The following is a 14714-nucleotide window of genomic DNA, read 5'->3' on the forward strand; positions in this document are numbered from 1 at the left end:
TCAATCCTCTTTTGTCGCTGATTGAGTCTGTTCCTCCCCCTCGAGTTCGCTTAGCAACTGGCTGAAACGGTCTGGAATCTCCTCCGAAATCAGATCGTCGTAATACTGCCGGAGCTTCCGGCCTATTTCCGAGTTAGGCCCCAGAGGGTCGGAAGCGGCTCGCTGTGCCCCGGAATCACGTTTCTTTTCAGTTTGATACTTCATGCCCTTTCCAACGCCCGTTTGGCACCCCGGTTCCGTTCTGTATTTCTCATCATGCATTTTGCCTGCTGTTGCGCAAATTCGGACGGGAACGTTAAGAGAGCGGATTTGTTCCACGGCGGCGGGAACTTTTTGTCAGCACCGGCGTTGAAACCAGTCATTTGTCGAATATCCAGCTTCCATTCGCAGAGGGAGACCAAAACAGCATGAGCTTGTCAGCGAAAATTGCCCCGCATTTACCCTATCTGCGGAGGTTCTCCCGCGCCGTCTCCGGATCGCAAACCAGCGGCGATGCGCTGGTTGCGGCAACCCTTGAGGCGCTGATTGCCGACACGTCGATCTTTCCCGAAGCCTCGAGCGATCGCATTGCGCTGTTCAAGCTTTTTGCCAAGCTTTTCGGAACCCTGAAGATCCACATGCCAGAGGCGCAGCCCACGACCGCGTGGGAACAGCACGCTATCGCAAATTTATCTGCTCTCTCGCCGCGGCCCCGGCAGGCCTTTCTACTGGTTGCGGTCGAGGGGTTTGACACCGAGGAGGCTGCGGAAATCCTGGATGTGGAGGAAGAACGCCTGAACACGCTTCTGAGAGAGGCTAGCGATGAGATTTCGCGTCAGGTGGCGACCGATATCTTGATTATCGAGGACGAGCCGCTGATTGCCATGGATATCGAGGAGCTGGTTGAAAGCCTCGGCCATCGTGCCATTGGCACGGCGCGTACCCACCAAGAAGCGGTCGAGCTGTTCCGGGAGAAGAGGCCAGGCATGGTGCTGGCCGACATTCACCTCGCCGACGGCAGCTCCGGCATAGACGCGGTCAACGAAATCCTGGAGACCCACCCGGTCCCCATCATCTTCATCACTGCGTTTCCCGAGCGGCTTCTGACCGGTGAGCGGCCGGAGCCGGCCTTCCTCGTCACCAAGCCCTTCAATCCCGATATGGTGAAGGCGCTCATAAGCCAGGCACTGTTTTTCGATCAACAGGCAAAGGCGGCGGCCGCCTGACTTGGCGGGCGCCCGGCCGCCTCAGGCGGCCATTTGCAGCGCGCCGGGTCCCGGCACGGCACCCGGTGGACATTTGCCGAGGATGATCATGCCGAGCACGTCGTCCTCGGTCACTTCGCCGGGGCGGGCCGTGCCGACCACTTGTCCGTTCTTCATCACCACCACCCGGTCCGCGAGGTCGAAGACGTCGTGGATATCGTGGCTGATGAGGAAGATCCCGATGCCTTCCTGCTTGAGCTGGCGCACCAGGTCGGAGACCTGCGCCGTCTCCTGCGGCCCCAGCGCCGCCGTCGGCTCGTCCATGATGAGGATGCGCGCGTCGAAATAGATGGCACGGGCGATTGCCACTGATTGCCGTTGTCCGCCCGAAAGCCGGCTCACCGGCTCCTTGAAGCGCTGGAAGCGCGGGTTGAGCCGGCCCATGACCTTGCGCGTTTCCGATTCCATCGCCACGTCGTCAAGCGTGCCCCAAGTGGTCATGAGCTCGCGCCCGAGGAAGAGATTGGCGGCCGCGTCTACATTGTCGGCCAGCGCCAGCGTCTGATAGATGGTTTCGATGCCGTATTTCTTGGCATCGCGCGGATTGCTGATCTGCGCCTCCTTGCCGTTGACCAGGATGGTGCCGGCATCGCGCGTGTAGGCGCCCGAGAGGATCTTGATCAGCGTCGACTTGCCGGCGCCGTTGTGCCCGACAAGCGCCACCACCTCGCCGGCATGAAGGTCGATGGACACGTCCTCCACCGCATGGATGCCGCCAAAGGCGATGGAGATGTTCTTCATCTCGACGAGCGGCGTGTTCTCGGCCATCGCTCCCTCCCTATTTCTTCACGCGCTTGCGGTAGACCGTGTCGAGCCAGACGGCGATCACCAGCACGGCGCCGACGACGATATTCTGCAGCGGCGTGTCCACACCGAGCAGGATCATGCCCGAGGCGAGTGACTGCATGAGCACGGCACCGATCATGGCGCCGGCGATGGTGCCGACGCCGCCTCCGAGCGACGTGCCGCCGATAACGGCCGCAGCGATCACCAAAAGCTCGTCCAGCGTGCCGAGCGCGTTGGTCGCCGCGTTGAGCCGCGCCGTGGAAATTGCCGCGGCGATCGTCGCGAGCACGCCCATGAGGATGAATATCTTCATCACCACCCAGCGCGTGTTGATGCCGGCAAGCTCCGCCGCCTCCGGATTGCCGCCGATGGCGAACACGTAGCGGCCGAAGCGGGTGCGGTTGGCCAGGAAAGTCATGATCACGCCGACGCCGATGGCGATCAGCACGGGAATGGCTATCCCATGGGCGATGAAGGCATCCTCCGGAACGGGCAGGCCTTGAGCCTGGAAGTAACGCCGTACGATTCCGGACGGCCAGGGGTAGGAATTGGCGACGGCGATGGCGCCGAGGATCAGCGCACAGCCGACGGTCGCCAGGAAGCCCTCCGCCCAAAGCGGGCGCAGCGGGAAGTTGAACTTGCGCCTCTGCCGGCGGCCGTGCACCAGCATGAGCACAAGGGCAACACAGGCGACGATGCCGACGACCCAGCTCCAGAATGCGCCGATGGCGCCATCGGGACCGCCGCCCATCAGGCGGAAGGTCGCGTCCATCGGCGCCACCGTGCGCCCGCTCGTGACCCACCAGGCCGCCCCGCGCCAGACCAGAAGCCCGCCCAGCGTCACGATGAAGGCGGGCACGCCCATATAGGCGATGATGAACCCTTGCAGCGCCCCGATCAGCGCACCGAGCAGGGCACCAGCGGCTAGCGCGATGATCCAGGTTGCCGGATGGCCAAAGCCCAGGAGGTCCGGCAGGAACTCTGCCTGTGTGACACCCATGACCATGCCGACGAAGCCGAGCAACGAGCCGACCGAAAGGTCGATATTGCGCGTCACGATGACGAGCACCATGCCCGTGGACATGATTGCCACCGAGGCCGACTGCACCGACAGGTTCCACAGGTTGCGCGGGGTCAGGAAAAGCCCGCCGGAAAGAAGGTGGAACCCGATCCAGATGACGGCAAGCGCGCCCAGCATGCCTAGCATGCGCGTATCGAGTTCGGTTGCCTTGAGAAACCGCGCCGGCGCACTCTCGGCGGCGGCTCCAGCACCTTGAGAAGCCGCTTCGGACTTCACGTCCGTCATCTCGTATCTCCCTGCCGCGCCACCCCGGGTTCGCCCGGTGCCCGTTGCAAGAACGCCGCGGTCAGATCGCGACCGCGGCGTCTTTCCTGATTATACCGGTTTTTAGCCGCAGACGTCGACCGTGCCGGGCTGCACGCCCTGGCACGCCACGTCCTTGGACACCCAGCCGGCATCGATGACCACGTCAAGATTGTCCTGGGTGATCGGCACCGGGGCAAGGAACACGGCGTTCATCTCGACACCGTTTGGGCCGTCGGACCACTTCATCGCGCCTTCGACGTCTTCCATGGCTGTGCCTTCGGCGAGGGAGTTGGCGATCTCGGCGGCCGCCTTGCCGAGCTCGCGCGCGTCCTTCCAGACCGAAACCGTCTGCGTGCCGAGGGCAATGCGGTTGAGCGCGGCATGGTCGCCGTCCTGGCCGGAAACGGGTACCGACCCGGCGAGACCCTGGGCCTCCAGCGCGGCGATCACGCCGCCCGCCGTCCCGTCATTGGAGGCCACTACGGCGTCGACCTCGTTGTTGTTGGCGGTCAGGATCTGCTCCATGTTGCGCTGCGCGTTGGCAGGCAGCCAACCATCCGTGTAGGCCTCGCCGACGTTCTCGATGTCGCCCGACTCGATGTGCGGTCCCAGGACTTCCATCTGTCCCTCGAACAGGAAGTCCGCATTCGGGTCCGCAGAGGAGCCCTTGATGAAGGCGTAGTTGCCCGTCGGCTGTACCTCGTAGACCGCGCGGGCCTGCATGCGGCCCACTTCCTTGTTGTCGAAGGTCAGATAGAAGGCATTCGGATCCTCGATGAGGCGGTCATATCCGACCACCGGAATACCTTCGTTCACGGCGCTCTGCACCGCCGGACCGATGGCGGAAGCGTCCTGCGCCAGGATGATGAGCGCGTCGGCGCCCTGGGCAATCAGAGATTCCACGTCCGTGAGCTGCTTCGAGGCTGAGGACTGCGCATCGGCCGAGATGTAGCTGTTGCCATCGGCCTCGATTTGCGCCTTCATGGCGGCCTCGTCCGTCTTCCAGCGTTCTTCCTGGAAGTTGGACCAGGAAACGCCTATGACCTTGCCTTCGGCCAGCGCGGCCGTCGACAGCGACAACGAAAGTGCGAGGCCCGCCAGGACAGCGGTCGTCATATTCTTCATGATTTCCTCCCAGATGCCCCGGATAGCGGGCATGACAATTCTATTGCCTGAAGCGAAGGCCCATTTTTTCGAGCCTCGAAAAAAAGAATGACTCACGTTTTCACCCGTGTCAATATGGCATTTTAGTCTGCCGGCGTGGGAGGAAAATGCCGGTGCGGCCAAGGGAGGACGCGGATTGACGACCGGAATCCGCCACGATGAGATGCGCAAGCGCAACCGTGCGCTGGTGATCGCCGCCGTGCGGCGGGCCGGCCAGCCGTCGCGCACGGAGATCGCCCGTCTGACGGGGCTCAGCCATTCCACCATCTCGGCCATCGCTTCCGATCTCATCGAGGAAGGCATCATGCGCGAGATCGGGCAGGGCGAGACCGCACCTGCCCGGCGCGGGCGTCCGCAAGTGGCGCTGGGGCTCGACCCGAAGGCCGCCACCGTCGCGTGTCTGCATCTGTCCTTCAACAGCCTGTCGGCGGTGCTGGTCGACTATTGCGGCCGGGTGATCGATACCAGAACCCACCGCCTTTCGACGCTGACGCTCGGCCGGCAGGCGCTTGTCGATGCGGCGGTCTCCGCCGTGCGCGAAATCGCCTGCGGCCACGAAGACTTCCTGCGCATCGCCTTCGCCGTGCAAGGCATCACCGATGCCGCTGGCCGCCAGATGCTGTGGTCGCCGATCACGCCCCACAGCGACATCGGCTTCGGCCCTGAACTGGAGGCGGCGTTCGGCGTCCCGGTGACGGTGCAGAATGACTGCAACATGATCGCTGCCGCGCTGCGCTGGCGCAATCCTGAGCGCTACCGCGACAATTTCGTTGCCATCCTTCTGTCGCAAGGCATCGGCATGGGGCTGATGCTGAACGGGCAATTGTTCACCGGCACCCATTCATCCGCCGGCGAGTTCGGCCATATGATCCACAAGCCGGACGGTGCGCTGTGCCGTTGCGGGCGCCGGGGCTGCATCGAGGCCTATGCGGGCAACTACGCCATCTGGCGCAAGGCACATGGCAAGAGCGCCATGGAAAAGCCGATCGCCGATATCAAGGCCGGCGAGATGGATGCGCTGGCCGCGCTGGCGCGGCGCGAGGACGGCCTGACGCGCCAGGCCTTCAGCGAGGCGGCCGAGGCGATCGGCTTCGGCATCGGCAACCTCTTTGCACTAATCGACCCTGCGCCGGTCGCCATCGTCGGCCAGGGCACGGCGGCCTTCGATATCCTGGAGCCTGAAATCCGCGCCGCTCTCGCTCAGACCGCCGGCGGCCAGCACGCCGAAGCCGTCTCCTTCGAGACCTGGCCCCACGAAGTGCCCTTCATCCAGCATGGAAGCGCCATGACGGCGCTGACGAGCCTCGACTGGGAGGTTTTCGGGCCCGGCCTGCGTCATGGCGCGGGCGGCAGGAGGCCGGAAAGCGGGAGGGTGGTGGCATGAAACGGGCACTCCTCGCCCTTACCGCGGCAGCACTGGCCGTCGGCTCCACTCTGGCCGCCGAGCCGTGGCACGAAGGGGTAATATCGCGCCACGTGGACCAGGATGCTCTGTCCGGGACACTGGATAAGGCGGCGCTCAAAGCTCTGCGCAAGCGCGGCGAAGAACTCTTCGTCGGCCACTTCACCCCCGCCGACGGCGTCGGCAGGCCGTTTGCCACCCAGGCCATCGTTCCGACCAAGCGCAAGCGCCCGCCGGAAAACGCCTTCTTCCGCTCCGCTGGCCTCGACGCCAACGCCTGCGCCGGCTGCCATAACCTGCCGGCTACCGGCGGTGCCGGCGACTTCGTCACCAACGTCTTCGTCTCGGAAGGCTTCGAAAGTGCGGATTTCGACAGCCTGGACCCGCAATTCTCCAACGAGCGGGGCAGCAACCATCTCTTCGGCGCCGGCTTGATCGAGCTATTGGCCCGCGAGATGACGGCGGATCTACAGCGCATCCGCCGCGAGGCGCTAGCCGAGGCGCGCCGCGTAGGCAGTGCCGTTACGGCCAAGCTTGAGAGCAAAGGCGTCGACTTCGGCACGATCACCGCCGAACCAGACGGAATGCTGGACCTTTCCGCCGTCGCCGGCGTCGACCACGACCTCGTCATCCGCCCCTTCAGCCAGAAAGGCGTGATGACCTCGCTGCGCCAGTTTACCGTCAACGCCCTCAACCACCACCACGGCATGCAGGCGACGGAGCGCTTCGGCCTGCGCTGGACCGGCGAGCGCGATCATGACGGCGACGGCGTGGAAGACGAGATGAGCGAAGGCGACGTCTCAGCCCTTGTCGCCTGGCAGGCCGGGCTGAAGCCACCGGTCGAGCGCACGCCCGAGGGCGCCGGATGGCAGGCCGCCGCCCGGCGCGGCAGCGCCGTCTTCGACACACTCGGCTGCAATGAGTGCCACCGCCGCTCCCTGCCGCTCCGATCGCTGTCCTTCGCCGACCCCGGTCCGCTCGATATGGCCGGTACGCTGCGCGAGGGCGAGCTTGCCGAGCCGGCCTTCTACGATCTTGCCCTTCTCGACTGGTCGCGCAACCTGCCGCGCAACGAAAACGGTGAGGTGCTGGTGCCGCTCTTCGGCGACCTGAAGCGCCACACGATCGCCGACCAGGAGGTGGCAGCCCTCGGCAATGAGCTGCTCGCCCAGCGCTTCGTGGAGCGTAACGTCTTCATGACCGCCGAGCTATGGGGTGCCGGCTCGACCGCTCCCTACGGCCACCGTAACGACCTGCCGACGCTCGATGAGGTGATGCGCGCCCATGGCGGCGAGGGACGCCCCTCCCGCGACCGCTACATGGAGGCGGCGGAGGACGACCGCAGCGCCCTGATCGCCTTCCTGCGCACGCTGGTGATCGAGCCGTAGAATGGACACAGCCAAATGGAAATGACGGCGCCCGTCGCCACCACCCCCCTCCGCGTGCCGGCACCTCCCCCTCAAGGGGGGAGGAAGGGTCTTGCGACGGTTTTCGCCAATCGCCGGCGTTGCAGAAGAAGCGCAGGGGCAAACGGCCAGCGTTCCTTCCCCCTTGAGGGGGAGGTGCCGACAGGCAGAGGGGGGTGGTGGTGGCGTGTGCCAACTGCATTGTTCTGCCTCCCGCTTCTCATCGCCCCCGCCGCCGCCGGCCCCCTCAACGGCATCCCGGTCATGCATGAGGAAGCCCGCACCGCCGGCATCGAGCACGCCTATCGCGGCCCATGGGAATATTTCGTTGGCGGCGGCGCCGCCTCTTTCGATTGCAACGGCGACCGGCTGCCCGATCTCCTCATCGCTGGCGGCAAGGGTCCCGCAAAACTCTACGTCAACAAAAGCACGGCCGGCGGTGCGCTCCGCTTTGAGCAGCGCGACACGGGGCTGAAGCAGCGCACGCTGGAGAAGGTGCTGGGCGCCTATCCGCTCGACATCGACAATGACGGCTACCTCGATCTGGCGCTCCTCAGGCTGGGCGAGAACGTGCTCTTGAAAGGCGGGCCGGAATGCGCCTTCGAGGAGGCGAACGAGCTTTTCGCCTTCGACGGCGGCAATGCCTGGACCACCGCCTTCTCCGCGAGCTGGGAGGAAGGCAGCGCCTTCCCGACGCTCGCCTTCGGCAACTATGTCGACCGCTCCGCCCCCGGCTCGCCCTGGGGCACGTGCCACGACAATGCTCTCTACCGCCCGGAGCTGGGCGAGGGCACCCCGCTCTATGCCGAAAGGCGCCCGCTTAACCCCGGCTACTGCGCCCTTTCCATGCTCTTTACCGACTGGAACCGCTCTGGCACGCCCGACCTCAGGATCACCAACGACCGGCACTACTACCGCGGCGGTGAAGAGCAGCTCTGGCACATCGAAGTCGGCCGCGCGCCGCGCCTCTTCAGCCGCTCCGAGGGTTGGCGCCACCTCACTATCTGGGGCATGGGCATCGCCGAAGGTGATCTCAACAGCGACGGCTATCCCGAATACGCGCTCACCTCCATGGGCGACACCAAGCTGCAGATGCTAGACGAGGAAGCCGAGGAAGACCGCCCCATCTACACCGACATCGCCTATGAGCGCGGCGCGACGGCGCACCGGCCTTATGTCGGTAAGGACCTGAAGCCTTCCACCGGCTGGCATGCCGAGTTCGCCGACTTCAACAATGATGGCTTGCTCGACCTCTTCATCGCCAAGGGCAATGTCGAGCAGATGCCTGATTTCGCCGCCTTCGATCCCGACAATCTGCTGCTCGGCCAATGGGATGGCGGCTTCGCCGAAGCGGGATCCGAGGCGGGCGTTGCTCTGCCGACCAAGGGACGCGGCGCCATCGTAGACGATTTCAACATGGACGGGATGCTCGACCTACTGGTCGTCAACCGGGAAGAAAACGTATCGTTGTTCCGCAATCTTGGCGCCAAGGCTGAAGCCGGGCCCATCCCCATGGGTAACTTCGTTGCTGTCGAGCTTGCCCAGAAGGGGCCGAATGCAAATGCCGTCGGCGCGCTGATCGCCGTCAAATACGGCACACGCACGGCAAACCGCTCGGTGCAGGTGGGCGGCGGCCATGCATCCGGCCATGCAGGCTTCGTCCATGCGGGCGTCGGCACCGCCGAGCGCGCCGAAATCCGTGTCAAATGGCCCGACGGCGAATGGAGCCCGCCCTACCGCGTCTTCGCCAACAATTTCGTGCGCATCGAACGCGGGGCGCCTGAGGCGCGCTACTGGTATCCGCCGCAGTAGAGCCGTCCGCTTTAGGCCGCCGCGTCACCGGGAATGATGGGCTTACGCCGCAGGAGCATGTTCTTGGCCGCCAATGCCGCCCCGCCGGTGATCAGCAGACAGGCAGCGAGGATGTTGGCGGTCGGCTCCGCCGTGCCGGCGGCGATGAGGATGAGCGTGGAGAGGAGCGGTGCGGCATAGCTGGAAGCCCCCAGCACCTGGATATTGCCGTGCTTGACGCCATAGTCCCAGGCGTAGAACGCCGCACCCACGGGAAGCAGGCCAAGACCCAGAACGGCGAGCCATTCGCCTGTGCCCGCCGGCCACACTGTCTCCTCCAGAGCCAGGTGGCAAAGCGCTGAGAGGATGGCCGTGGCGGCACAGAACCAGGTGACGATGCCGGTGGGCACGGCCTGGAAACGCTGGGACAGGAGCGAATAGCCGGACCAGAAGAGCGCGCAGCCGCCGGCTGCCGCATAGCCGAGCGCATAGCGGCTGTCGAGGGTGAGGCCGCCGCCCTTGGTGATGATGAGGAAGGTGCCGAGAAGGCCGAGAAGCGCGCCGGCCACATGGTGCCAGCCGAGCCGCTCCCCCGGCATCAGGGCCGAGCCCAGCACGATGAGCAGCGGCCACAGATAGGCAATCAGGCTCGCTTCCACAGCCGGCGCGTTGCGTAGCGCGGTGAAGTAGAGGAAATGATAGCCGAACAGACCGCCAATGCCGATCAGCCAGACGATTGGCGGAACGGACTCGCGCCGGCGGAAGGCGGGTGACAGAAACTGCGCGATAATGCCGATCGCCGTGCCGACGGTGAAGGCCAGCGCCGAAAGCTGGAAGGGCGGCACCTGGCCCGAGGCGGCGGTGAAGAGCGCCAGCAGCGCCCACATGGCAACAGCCGAAAAGCCGATTAACGTGGCGCGCGCCATTTCCCCTCCTTTGCAACCGCCTTACATGGGACGCGCCCTGATGTGCACGGTTCCGACCTTCGTGGCAATGGTCGCCTCGATCGGAGAGTAAAGGTCGCGGCCTTCGACCGGCTGAAAGCCGACGAGAATACGTGACCTGTCGCGCAGATATTTGATGGAGGAGTGGTCTTTGCGGTAGCCGGCGACGGGCACGAAGCGCGCCCGGCAGGTGACGGCGGCGCGCGAGAAGGCCTCGCCCTTCGTTGCCGGCTGCAAGACGAGGTCGGCGCGCGTCTCGCCGTCATAGACCTTGACTGTGCGCCGGCACACCTCGGCTGCGCTCGCCACCGGCAGGAGAAGCGCTGACAGCGGGTCGGCGACGTCGGCGAGGTGCTCGCGCGCCACCGGCACCCAGTCCTTACCGCGCTTCTTCGGCTCGGGCCGGTTCTCCGTCTCCGTCACTCTGCCGTTGGCGAAGCGGATCGCCGTCTTCTTCTTTTTCTTACCGCTCTCGTAGTCGAGCCTGTACTCCTTCGGCTGGCTGGCGCTTTCGCCCATCCATCCGTTCACGCTGACCGTGCCATCCGTGCGGTCGAAGATGCGGGCGATGCCGGCACTGGCAAAACTGCCGGCGATAGCAAAGCCCCGGCCTTCGAAGCGGCTCTCCAGCACGGCGCGGCCGATCGGCAACCCGTAGAGCGAGGCGTCGTATCGAACACGGAAGGATTCCTGCGCTGCCGGAAGCGGACTGGTGACGCTTGCAAGCATGATGGCGGCAACGAGTGCGCGTCCGCGAAGCCTGGCCATTTCTTCATCTCCGCATAGGCGGCCTTCCCCGCCAAGCCCCTTCGCCCTTAGCCAAAAGCGGCAAATGGGGCAGATATGTGGAGGGGAGTGGTGGTGATCGGGCGCCAGCTTCTGCAAGCTTCATCATCGGGAGGTAAACTTAGACCAGATTTCCCACCGACCCATTGGTCCCCCACCCAGCATCCAAACTTTCTCGCGGAAGAATACGCCCCTCACTGCAAGATGTTAAAGGGCCACCAATCTAAAAGATGCCCCTCATCACACCGGAAGACATGTAGCTCAAAAAACGTGACTCGCCCCGCCACGTAGTAGCCGAACGACTCCCAGATAGATCGCCCCGCTAGGCTGCCGCTATCGACGGCTACCTGGCTGCCTCGAAGGGACGCAACTCTTAAAAAGGAAACAATGATGAAGCGTATTCTTCCAGCTACCATCCTGGCGGCTTCTGTCCTTACGACGCCTGTCCTCGCGCAGGGAGTGTCGGGAGACCTGACGGGCGGCGTCAGCGTCGGTGCAGAACATGGCGAGGTTGGCGTAGGCGTAGGCGCGGGTGCTGAGGTGTCGGGAAATGCGTCAGGCGGCATGGACAGTAGCGGCGTTGCGGCGACGGCTGGCGCCGCGGGCAATGCGGACGCGGATTTCGAGCACGCAGTGGCGTCAATTCGTTCTTCACACGACGCAGTTGCCGAAATAGCCGCTGTAACCGACGCACCCGTCAACGTTGTCAGCATCAATGCCATTGCCGAAGGTAAGAACAAGGTCGCTTTAGAGAATGTCATCAACGATCATGCTCAGGCTGCAGCCGAGCTCCGCAAGTCGATTGAGGCGAACGCAGCGCTTTTGGCCGCCCTTCAGAGCAAAGGCGTGGGTGTAGCTTCCGTCGTTGCTGCGAGCGCAAATGCGGACGGAAGTGTAACTGTCTATACCGAATAGAGGTAATTGCCACAGAGCGCCGCTGAGCTTGCCCAGCGGCGCTCATCCGCACACCCCAGCCGCCGACGCGTCTGGCATTTGGTTCGACAAGCTCACCATGAGGTGTGTTGGGAATCAGGGTGCGTTGTCCATGCCTCTCTGTTCGGTATATGTGACGCTACCACACGATCGCCTACACCCCCGAGCTTGACCGGCAAGGCAAATGTCTTTATGGGGACGACGACTTTCCACGAGGCCGCCTGAAACTTTCCGCGCGCCGTCCTATCTGGGTGCGGCATGGGGTTATGGCCCGAAAGATAAAGGTAGAAAAATGTCCCGCGCTTGTGAACTGACCGGTAAGGCCGTGATGAGCGGCAACAATGTGAGCCATGCCAATAACCGGACCCGCCGCCGCTTCCTGCCGAACCTGTGCGATGTCACGCTGATGTCGGAGACCCTCGGCCAGAACTATCGGCTGCGCGTCTCGGCCAATGCGCTGCGCACGGTCGAGCATCGAGGCGGGCTCGACGCCTTCCTCATGAAGGCGAAGTCGAACGAGCTTTCTCAGCGCGCGCGCCTCTTGAAGAAGCAGGTCGCCAAGAAGCTGTCCGAGCAGGCGGAAGCCTGAGCATCCGATCCGGGGCGGGAGATTCCCGCCCACTGGTTCCATCACCCAGGTTAAAAAATGACCCGCATCCTAGCAGTTTGGCCCTTTGTGGCCGCCATGGCGATCGTCGTCGCCGCCTCAAACTTCCTCGTTCAGTTTCCCTTTTCCTATCTCGGCCTGGGCGAAATTCTCACCTGGGGCGCGTTCACCTATCCGATCGCCTTCCTCATCAACGACCTGACCAACCGCCGCTTCGGGCCTGAGGCCGCGCGCCGGGTGGTTATGGTGGGGTTCGTGCTGGCGATGGTGCTGTCGGTGCTTCTGGCAAGCCCGCGCATCGCGCTCGCCTCGGGCTCGGCCTTCCTCGTCGCACAGCTTCTGGACGTCGCGATCTTCGACCGGCTGCGCAAAACTGCCTGGTGGCAGGCACCGCTGATCTCGACCATCATCGGCTCAGCACTCGACACCGCGCTGTTCTTCTCGCTCGCCTTCGCCGCCGCCTTCTCCTTCCTCGACACCGGACTGGGCCTGGAAGACGGCTCACTTGCCTTCCCCGTCCCGCTCTTCGGGATGGGCATCGAGGTTCCGCTGTGGGTATCGCTGGCGCTGGGTGATCTCGTGGTGAAGCTCCTGGTTGGGTTGGCCATGCTCATCCCCTATGGGGCGCTGATCACCGTGCTCAGGCCGGCTGAGGCTGTGCGGTAGCGCTCTGCGTGGACGCTACACCCGCTCCAGATTGTCCTTGAAGACCACCGGCGGCGCCGGCTCGCGGCCGAGGACAAGGTCTGCCCCCTTCTCGCCCACCATGATGGCCGAGGCGTTGGTGTTGGAGGAGGGGATGCGCGGCATGACTGAGGCATCGCACACGCGCAGGCCTTCTATACCACGCACTTTCAGCTCAGGCGTCACCACGGCGGTTTCGCCGGTGCCCATTCGACAGGTGCCGACGGGATGGTGGTCGGTCTTGGCCGTGCGGCAGGCGTAGTCGAAGAGTGCCTCGTCGCTGTCGGCGCCGGGGCCAGGCAGCACCTCGCGGGCAACGAAGCGCTCCAGCGCCTTCTGCCGCATGATGTCCCGCGCAAGCCGCAATCCGCGGAAGGCCATCTCGCGGTCGTAGGGATCGCTCCAATAGTTTGGATCGATCAGCGGTGTGTCGGCGGGATCGGCGCTCTTCAGGCGCACCGTGCCGCGCGAGCGGGGGCGCAGGAAGGCGGAGTTGAGTGTGACGCCGGGGTTTTTCAGCTTCTCCACACCTGCCTCAATGCCGGAGCCCAGGCCCAGATGGAACTGGATATCGGGGTGGGCGGCGGTCGGGTCGGCGTACCAGAAACCGCCGGTCTCGAAGAGGCTGGAGGCGGCGGGGCCCTTCTTGAGAAGGATGTATTGCAGACCCGCCCACATGGTCCGGTGCAGCCTGGCGTAGTTGTCGTAGGTATGGTCTCCGGTGCACTCGGCGATAACGAACAGGTCGAGATGGTCCTGCAGGTTGGCACCGACGCCCGGCAAGTCGTGCACGGACGCGACGCCGACGGACTTCAGGTTGTCGGCCGGGCCGATGCCGGTTTGCATCAAGAGCTTCGGCGAGCCGATTGCCCCGGCCGAGACGATCACCTCGCGCTCGGCCCTCAGGACGATGGGTGCCGCGCCCGGCCTCTCGACCAGTTCGACGCCTGTCGCGCGGCCGTTTTCGATGACGACACGCGTCACCATCGCAGCGGTTTTCACCGCCAGGTTCGGCCGGTTGCGGACGGGCTTCAGATAGGCGACGGCGGCGGAGGAGCGGCGGGCGTCGCGCTGGGTAAGCTGGTAGTAGCCGACGCCTTCCTGGCGTGCGCCGTTGAAATCCGGATTGAAGGGGATGCCGAGTTCCTGCGCGGCGCGGAAGTAGGCCTCGCAGATGGGAAGGGGCGCTATCGGGTTGGAGACACCCAGAGGGCCATCCTCGCCGTGATAGTCGTTGGCGAAGCGTTCGTTGGCCTCGGCCCGCTTGAAATAGGGCAGCACCTCGCGATAGCTCCAGCCGGCGCAACCATCCTCGCTTGCCCAGGCATCGTAGTCGCGCGAGTTGCCGCGGGTGTAGATCTGCGCGTTGATGGAGGAGCCGCCGCCGATCACCTTGGCCTGCGTGTAGCGCAGCACGCGCGCCCCCAGATGCTTCTGCGGCACGGTGGACCAGCCCCAACTGGCGATGCCCTTGGTCATCTTTGCAAAGCCGGCCGGCATGTGGATCAGCGGATGCCAATCGCTCCCGCCCGCCTCAATCAGGAGCACGGAGTTCGCCGGATCCTCGCTCAGTCTGTTGGCGAGCACGCAACCCGCGGAGCCGGCGCCAACGATGATGAAATCCGTCATTCCTTCCTCGC

At 64.5% G+C, this 14714-nt stretch carries 14 protein-coding genes; 7 read left to right on the forward strand and 7 right to left on the reverse strand.

Annotated features, from left to right (window positions below; all coding sequences use genetic code 11):
- Positions 1 to 204: a NepR family anti-sigma factor gene (locus N5A92_RS20250; RefSeq protein WP_260906036.1), complete on the reverse strand. Its 204-nt coding sequence runs from the start codon at positions 202 to 204 to the stop codon at positions 1 to 3.
- Between the two features lie 203 nt (positions 205 to 407).
- Here N5A92_RS20250 and N5A92_RS20255 point away from each other — a divergent pair, with 203 nt between their 5' ends.
- Positions 408 to 1205 (forward strand): response regulator, encoded by a 798-nt coding sequence (locus N5A92_RS20255; protein ID WP_260905826.1) that lies wholly within the window; start codon positions 408 to 410, stop codon positions 1203 to 1205.
- A 21-nt stretch (positions 1206 to 1226) separates the two neighbouring features.
- Here N5A92_RS20255 and N5A92_RS20260 read toward each other — a convergent pair whose 3' ends face one another.
- The 3 genes from N5A92_RS20260 to xylF all read right to left on the reverse strand — a co-directional run bounded on the left by N5A92_RS20260 (position 1227) and on the right by xylF (position 4482).
- Positions 1227 to 2012, reverse strand: a complete 786-nt coding sequence (locus tag N5A92_RS20260) for an ATP-binding cassette domain-containing protein (RefSeq protein ID WP_260905828.1) — start codon at positions 2010 to 2012, stop codon at positions 1227 to 1229.
- A 10-nt stretch (positions 2013 to 2022) separates the two neighbouring features.
- The gene (locus N5A92_RS20265) at positions 2023 to 3336 is read right to left on the reverse strand and encodes a sugar ABC transporter permease (RefSeq protein WP_260905830.1); all 1314 of its coding nucleotides are present in this window, start codon (positions 3334 to 3336) and stop codon (positions 2023 to 2025) included.
- Positions 3337 to 3438: 102 nt separating this feature from the next.
- Positions 3439 to 4482 (reverse strand): D-xylose ABC transporter substrate-binding protein, encoded by a 1044-nt coding sequence (xylF, locus tag N5A92_RS20270; protein WP_260905831.1) that lies wholly within the window; start codon positions 4480 to 4482, stop codon positions 3439 to 3441.
- A 175-nt stretch (positions 4483 to 4657) separates the two neighbouring features.
- Here xylF and N5A92_RS20275 point away from each other — a divergent pair, with 175 nt between their 5' ends.
- The 3 genes from N5A92_RS20275 (at position 4658) to N5A92_RS20285 (ending at position 9141) form a co-directional block, all read left to right on the forward strand.
- Positions 4658 to 5905, forward strand: coding sequence for an ROK family transcriptional regulator (locus tag N5A92_RS20275; RefSeq protein ID WP_260905833.1), 1248 nt, complete (start codon positions 4658 to 4660; stop codon positions 5903 to 5905).
- Positions 5902 to 7311 carry a cytochrome c family protein gene (locus tag N5A92_RS20280; protein WP_260905834.1) on the forward strand — a complete coding sequence of 470 codons (1410 nt, stop codon included), beginning with the start codon at positions 5902 to 5904 and terminating at the stop codon, positions 7309 to 7311. The genes N5A92_RS20275 and N5A92_RS20280 overlap by 4 nt, the downstream gene beginning before the upstream one ends.
- 207 nt (positions 7312 to 7518) lie before the next feature.
- Entirely contained in the window at positions 7519 to 9141 is a 1623-nt protein-coding gene (locus tag N5A92_RS20285) for an FG-GAP repeat domain-containing protein (RefSeq protein WP_313958439.1), read from the forward strand.
- Between the two features lie 11 nt (positions 9142 to 9152).
- On the opposite strand, the gene yddG is transcribed toward N5A92_RS20285, so the two are convergent.
- Positions 9153 to 10046, reverse strand: a complete 894-nt coding sequence (yddG, locus tag N5A92_RS20290) for an aromatic amino acid exporter YddG (RefSeq protein WP_260905837.1) — start codon at positions 10044 to 10046, stop codon at positions 9153 to 9155.
- Between the two features lie 21 nt (positions 10047 to 10067).
- Positions 10068 to 10832 carry a DUF3108 domain-containing protein gene (locus tag N5A92_RS20295; protein WP_260905839.1) on the reverse strand — a complete coding sequence of 255 codons (765 nt, stop codon included), beginning with the start codon at positions 10830 to 10832 and terminating at the stop codon, positions 10068 to 10070.
- Between the two features lie 408 nt (positions 10833 to 11240).
- Between N5A92_RS20295 and N5A92_RS20300 the strand changes: the two genes are divergently transcribed.
- The 3 genes from N5A92_RS20300 (at position 11241) to N5A92_RS20310 (ending at position 13056) form a co-directional block, all read left to right on the forward strand.
- On the forward strand, positions 11241 to 11765 hold the full coding sequence (locus N5A92_RS20300) for a hypothetical protein (protein WP_260905840.1): 525 nt from the start codon (positions 11241 to 11243) through the stop codon (positions 11763 to 11765).
- Between the two features lie 310 nt (positions 11766 to 12075).
- Positions 12076 to 12372 carry a 50S ribosomal protein L28 gene (gene rpmB, locus N5A92_RS20305; protein WP_260905841.1) on the forward strand — a complete coding sequence of 99 codons (297 nt, stop codon included), beginning with the start codon at positions 12076 to 12078 and terminating at the stop codon, positions 12370 to 12372.
- A gap of 57 nt (positions 12373 to 12429) precedes the next feature.
- The gene (locus tag N5A92_RS20310; RefSeq protein ID WP_260905842.1) at positions 12430 to 13056 is read left to right on the forward strand and encodes a queuosine precursor transporter; all 627 of its coding nucleotides are present in this window, start codon (positions 12430 to 12432) and stop codon (positions 13054 to 13056) included.
- 15 nt (positions 13057 to 13071) lie between these two features.
- Here N5A92_RS20310 and N5A92_RS20315 read toward each other — a convergent pair whose 3' ends face one another.
- The gene (locus N5A92_RS20315; RefSeq protein WP_260905843.1) at positions 13072 to 14703 is read right to left on the reverse strand and encodes a GMC family oxidoreductase; all 1632 of its coding nucleotides are present in this window, start codon (positions 14701 to 14703) and stop codon (positions 13072 to 13074) included.
- Between the last annotated feature and the right edge of the window lie 11 nt (positions 14704 to 14714).

The sequence above is a fragment of the Chelativorans salis genome, assembly GCF_025336525.1.
In the GTDB taxonomy this organism is placed as follows: Bacteria; Pseudomonadota; Alphaproteobacteria; order Rhizobiales; family Rhizobiaceae; genus Chelativorans; species Chelativorans salis.

Bases quoted from the DNA above. Each gene is read 5' to 3' on its own strand.
- N5A92_RS20315 (WP_260905843.1), bottom strand. From the start codon at position 14,703: ATGACGGATTTCATCATCGTTGGCGCCGGCTCCGCGGGTTGCGTGCTC.
- N5A92_RS20310 (WP_260905842.1), top strand. From the start codon at position 12,430: ATGACCCGCATCCTAGCAGTTTGGCCCTTTGTGGCCGCCATGGCGATC.
- N5A92_RS20250 (WP_260906036.1), bottom strand. From the start codon at position 204: ATGAAGTATCAAACTGAAAAGAAACGTGATTCCGGGGCACAGCGAGCC.
- rpmB (WP_260905841.1), top strand. From the start codon at position 12,076: ATGTCCCGCGCTTGTGAACTGACCGGTAAGGCCGTGATGAGCGGCAAC.
- N5A92_RS20265 (WP_260905830.1), bottom strand. From the start codon at position 3,336: ATGACGGACGTGAAGTCCGAAGCGGCTTCTCAAGGTGCTGGAGCCGCC.
- N5A92_RS20280 (WP_260905834.1), top strand. From the start codon at position 5,902: ATGAAACGGGCACTCCTCGCCCTTACCGCGGCAGCACTGGCCGTCGGC.
- N5A92_RS20260 (WP_260905828.1), bottom strand. From the start codon at position 2,012: ATGGCCGAGAACACGCCGCTCGTCGAGATGAAGAACATCTCCATCGCC.
- yddG (WP_260905837.1), bottom strand. From the start codon at position 10,046: ATGGCGCGCGCCACGTTAATCGGCTTTTCGGCTGTTGCCATGTGGGCG.
- N5A92_RS20295 (WP_260905839.1), bottom strand. From the start codon at position 10,832: ATGGCCAGGCTTCGCGGACGCGCACTCGTTGCCGCCATCATGCTTGCA.
- xylF (WP_260905831.1), bottom strand. From the start codon at position 4,482: ATGAAGAATATGACGACCGCTGTCCTGGCGGGCCTCGCACTTTCGTTG.
- N5A92_RS20300 (WP_260905840.1), top strand. From the start codon at position 11,241: ATGAAGCGTATTCTTCCAGCTACCATCCTGGCGGCTTCTGTCCTTACG.
- N5A92_RS20255 (WP_260905826.1), top strand. From the start codon at position 408: ATGAGCTTGTCAGCGAAAATTGCCCCGCATTTACCCTATCTGCGGAGG.